This is a genomic window from Stieleria sp., assembly GCF_041595215.1.
GTDB lineage: Bacteria > Planctomycetota > Planctomycetia > Pirellulales > Pirellulaceae > Stieleria > Stieleria magnilauensis.
In genome coordinates, this window is record NZ_JBFHKV010000669.1 from 1 (window position 1) to 4832 (window position 4832).

The window sequence follows — 4832 nt, forward strand, 5'->3', positions numbered from 1 at the left end:
CGAACTCGTCTTTCTGCAAGTTCTTGATCGCGGTGTCCAGTTTTTCCAGTTCGGGATCACTGGCGAACACCGCCTTCATCGCGAGGAATTGTTGATCGGCCGAGGGCTGGTCGGTGGTCGCCGATTCGGGCGTGACCGCCACGGTTGCGACGAACTCCTCAAACGCCTTTCGCTCCTCGTCATTCATTTCCTTGAGTGACTGGGCATCGAGAATCACGAACAAGCGATTCTTCAAACGTGCCCGCAGTTGCTCCAGCGGCGCTTTCCAGTTCCGGTAGTAGACCGGAACCTCGCGAACCTTTTGGAGCCGCAGTGCTTCGGTCTCGATCTGGTTTTCGACCTCAAAGTTCACCCGCGCGATGATGTCGCGGACCGGGATCATGCCCGTGCGATAGGCGAATCGGGGTTCCCAAGTTCGGCAAACGACCAGTAGCGCGACCGCCGCGGACAGACCGATCAGAATCCGGACGGCCCAATCGGCTTTGTCGCTATCGATCCACCATTGAACCATCTTCGGCTTGGGGATCCCCAGCGATTCAATGCGTTCCTGCCGCGTTCGCGTCTTTGTTTGGCCGTTCATGTCTGCGGATCCGATTCCTCGGGTGGGCTACCGATCCAACGTTTCCTCGCCACCGCTACGCCCGGACAGTTCGCCTCCGATCACCCGGACGCCGCTGCGCCGCGGACGAGTCGAAGCTCCGGTATTCTCAGTCTCTTCGTAGGCTTCGACGATGCGTTGTACCAATCGATGCCGGACAATGTCTTCGCCGGTCAATCGAATCATGCCGATCGCCTTGATCCGATGGAGTCGACGGATAGCGTCTTTCAATCCGCTCGTCACCCCACGCGGTAGGTCGAGCTGCGTGGCGTCACCGCTGACCACCATCTTGCTGCGTTCCCCCATCCGCGTGAGAAACATTTTCATTTGTGCGATCGTCGTATTTTGGGCTTCGTCCAAGATGATGAAGGCATCGTTGAGTGTCCGCCCCCGCATGTAGGCCAGTGGAATCACCTCGATGACTTCCTGCTCCATTAACTCACGCGCTTGGTCATAGTCAACCATTTCACCCAGTGCGTCCAACAGTGGCCGCAGATAAGGGTTTAGTTTCGCGCGCAAGTCGCCGGGCAGAAAACCTAGGCTTTCGCCGGCTTCCACGGCGGGACGGACGAGGACGATCTTGCGAATCTGGCCGGCTTTGAGAGCCTCCACCGCGGTCGCCACCGCTAAATACGTCTTTCCACAGCCGGCCGGCCCGGTCGCGAAGGTCAGGTCGTACTCGCGAATCGCATCGACGTATTTGGCTTGCCCCTCGGTTCGCGGACGGATTCTGCGGCCGGCATGTTGGATCGCGATGTCTTCGCCACCGGACACCTTCAGTTTGGCGCCGGGCTCGACCTTGGCACCCTCTTCGACCGCAGCCGTCTCCACGTCCTCGCCGCCGATCGCACCCTGTTTTTGAACTTTGTGCAGCAGCTTTTCCAAGGTACGCATCGCCCCGGAGACGCCCTCGCCCTCACCGGCGATTCGAACTCGTCCGTTTCGATGCGTGATCGTGACATCGAATAACTGCCGCAGCTTTCGTAAATGTTGGTCTCGGGGACCGAAAAGCTGCAACAACTCGTCGGGCGCCGTGACCGTTAATGTGGCTTCAGTCATTCGGTTTAGGCCGACCTCTCGGCCATCAATTTGGGATGATCCCGTCGAACCGTTCCTGTCGAGCGGCCGCTGTCCGGGATCACGAAGTAATCAATCAATCGTATCGACTTCACCAGAAGAAGACACCGCATTATGGGCCACCAACACCGGTGGCGAAGCAGAAAAATGCCGGCACGCTCGCTGCAAGCAACGAGTCGGTCACGTCCCATACCCCCCCCAATCCGGGCAGCAGGTTGCCGCTGTCCTTGACGCCGGAATCCCGTTTAAACAGGGATTCAGCCAGGTCTCCCACCATGCCCGAGATCGCCAGGGCCGGTCCCAGCACGATCGCCCCGACCCAGGATGGGGCCAAAAGTGCGGATAAACCAGTTTTAACGGCGGTCTCGTTCATCACCGTCGTAGTGTCCGCCGGGCGTGCCAATAATGCCGGAAACAAATACGCCAGCGCGAAATAGGCGACAACCGTCGACGCCAAAATGCCTCCGATCGCGCCCTCGATCGTTTTTCCAGGTGACAGCCGCGGGATCAACTTGTGTCGCCCCAGCGCCCGGCCCGAAAAATACGCTCCCGCGTCGGCCACTTTGGTGACCAGGATCGTCGTCACCAAGGCGGCGAGTCCGAATCGCCCGGCCGTCGTCTCGGCGTGCAGGCCACGGAGTGCGATCAGCATCGCCATCGGCACTCCGACATACATCGAAACGAAAATCGCCGCCGAGGTTCGCCGGATCGCGTCGCCGCGGGTTTCGTTGCCGGCTTTTCCGTACGCTCGCATCTCGGCGATCAAGCTCAGAAACACCGCTGCGGCCGCCGCCAGCACGATCCACCCCAGCCGCCCGACGGGGCAGTTTTTAGGATAGTCATCCGCGCTCAGCACCCACAGAAACGGAACCGCCGCCGAGCACGCGACCAGCGTGGCACCGACCACCGCGACCGTCCGCCGGACCGGTTGGCCGCCCGCAGCGAGCATCACCGCGATTTCCCACGCCGTGCCGATCGCAAAAAACAGCAGCAGCGGCAACAGCCAGACGCCATCCGCATCCGGAATGCGGATCGAGTAGTCGAGCGACAATAAACCGAGGACGATAACAATCAAGATCGCGCTGGTTCTCAAACGATCACGCAGCATCAAGTCTCACCGAACGTTGATTCGACAGGTGTGTCAGAAAGCCCGCCGAAGCGTCGGTCCCTGCACCCGAAACTCTCCAGCGCCGCCGCGAATTCCTGGCGGCTGAAATCGGGCCAACAGGTTTCGGTGACCCACAACTCGGCATAGCTGAGTTGCCATAGCAAGAAATTGCTCACCCGCATCTCACCCCCGGTACGAATCATCAGATCGACATCCGGCAACCCCGCGGTGTAGAGCCTTTGCGTGATGGTTCCTTCGTCGATGGCGTCCACGTCCAACAGTCCGGCTTGGACGTCACGACAAATCGATCGTGTCGCCATCGCCAGCTCATCGCGTCCGCCATAGTCAATCGCCAGCACCAGTTGCGTGCCCGGGTTGTCCGCCGAAACCTCGATCGTTTTGTCCATCTCGACCAAGACGCTCGCGGGCAATCGATCGCGTCGGCCGATCACCTTCAGCCGCAATCCCTGCTTCATGATCAACTCGCGTTCCTCGACCAGGTATTGCTCGAGCAACTGCATCACGAATTCGAGTTCCGCTTTGGGCCGTTTCCAGTTTTCACTGGAAAGGCAATACAGGGTGACCGCTTCGATTCCGAGCTCGGTGCAGGTCTCGCTGACCATCCTGACCGAGTCGACGCCACGGCGATGCCCTTCGATGCGCGGCATGCCGCGCGATTGAGCCCAGCGACCGTTGCCATCCATGATGATCGCAACATGATCGGGCAAGCGTTTGGGGGCCGCGTTGGGATCGACGTTGCGAGCAGCGTCGGTTTCCGGAGACTTTGAGTCAGGGATCTTTGCGTTCATCGATCGCTTAGGCTCCGATCGGCTGCAAATTCAACTCGTCGGATTGCTTCGTGAAAATGGTTTGAGCACGGTCGGGGCCGACCGACAACACGCCGACTGGAATTCCGACGAGGGCTTCGATTCGTCGCACATAGGCCAATGCGCCTTCCGGAAAATCCTCTTCGCGACGCACGTCATCGACCGGTTGTTTCCAACCCGGAATCGTTTCGTAGATCGGCTTGCAACGGCGAAGCTGGTCGGCATGGCCTGGGAATCGCGTGATCCGCTCGCCGTCCAGTTCATAGGCGACACAAATCTTGAGCTCATCCAAGTGTGCCAGCACGTCCATCATCATCAACGCCAATCGGGTCACGCCGCTCAGTCGTGCCGTGTAGCGAACCGCAACCGCATCGAACCATCCACAGCGTCGCGGACGCCCGGTCGTCGTTCCAAACTCATTGCCCAGCGTGCGGATTTTATCGCCCGTTTCGTCTTCCAGTTCGGTCACGAACGGTCCGCCACCGACGCGGGTGCTGTAGGCCTTGCAGACGCCTAGGACCGTGTTGATCCAGCGCGGCGGCACCCCGGCACCGGCACAGACGCCGACGCCGCTACTGTTGCTGCTGGTGACAAACGGATAGGTGCCGTGATCGATATCCAGCAGCGCCCCTTGTGCTCCTTCAAACAGGATCCGTTTGTCCTGCTCGGCGGCATCCAGCAATGTATCGGTCGTGTCGGCGATCATGCCCTGCAGTCGGTTCGCCCAGCGGGTCGCTTGAGCGATGACCTTGTCGGCGGCGATCGATTCGAGTTCCTCCTCGGACGCTCCCATGTTTCGCAGGATCGCCAGTTTCTGTTCGGCGACCGTTCGGATGCGTTCATCTCGGCCGGGTTGGACCAGGTCGGTCATGCGGATCGCGTGGGTGCGTCCCACCTTGTCTCGATAACACGGTCCGATGCCTCGGTTGGTCGTGCCGATCGACTCACCACGCAGTGCGGTCGCGTTGATCTGGCGGTCTTCGGCCATGTGCCAAGGCATGACCAGGTGGGCCCGCTCGCTGATTTGCAGATTTTCGTCGCAGTTGACTCCGCGGGGGGCAAGCCCCTCCATCTCGCCGATCATGGTCTCGGGGTTGATCACGACACCGGGGGTGATCAGATTTTGGACCCCACGATGCAGGATTCCGCTGGGAATATGGTGCAATTTGTAGACTTCATCGCCGACAACCACCGTGTGGCCGGCGTTTGCTCCGCCCTGATA

The 4832-nt window shown here is 60.1% G+C and carries 4 protein-coding genes and 1 pseudogene; all 5 read right to left on the minus strand.

Annotated elements, in window-relative coordinates; all coding sequences use genetic code 11:
- A pseudogene (locus ABX749_RS22125) lies at positions 1–580 on the minus strand (metal-dependent phosphohydrolase); the annotation flags it as partial.
- 27 nt (positions 581–607) lie between these two features.
- Entirely contained in the window at positions 608–1657 is a 1050-nt protein-coding gene (locus ABX749_RS22130; RefSeq protein ID WP_095738208.1) for a PhoH family protein, read from the minus strand.
- A 130-nt stretch (positions 1658–1787) separates the two neighbouring features.
- Complete coding sequence (locus tag ABX749_RS22135; RefSeq protein ID WP_372897896.1) at positions 1788–2783, minus strand: phosphatidate cytidylyltransferase; 996 nt, start codon at positions 2781–2783, stop codon at positions 1788–1790.
- The gene (gene uppS, locus ABX749_RS22140; RefSeq protein ID WP_372897897.1) at positions 2783–3592 is read right to left on the minus strand and encodes a polyprenyl diphosphate synthase; all 810 of its coding nucleotides are present in this window, start codon (positions 3590–3592) and stop codon (positions 2783–2785) included. Before uppS ends, ABX749_RS22135 begins: the two co-directional genes overlap by 1 nt.
- A 7-nt stretch (positions 3593–3599) precedes the next feature.
- On the minus strand, positions 3600–4832 hold a 1233-nt coding region (locus ABX749_RS22145), incomplete at its 5' end, for an adenylosuccinate synthase (RefSeq protein ID WP_372897898.1).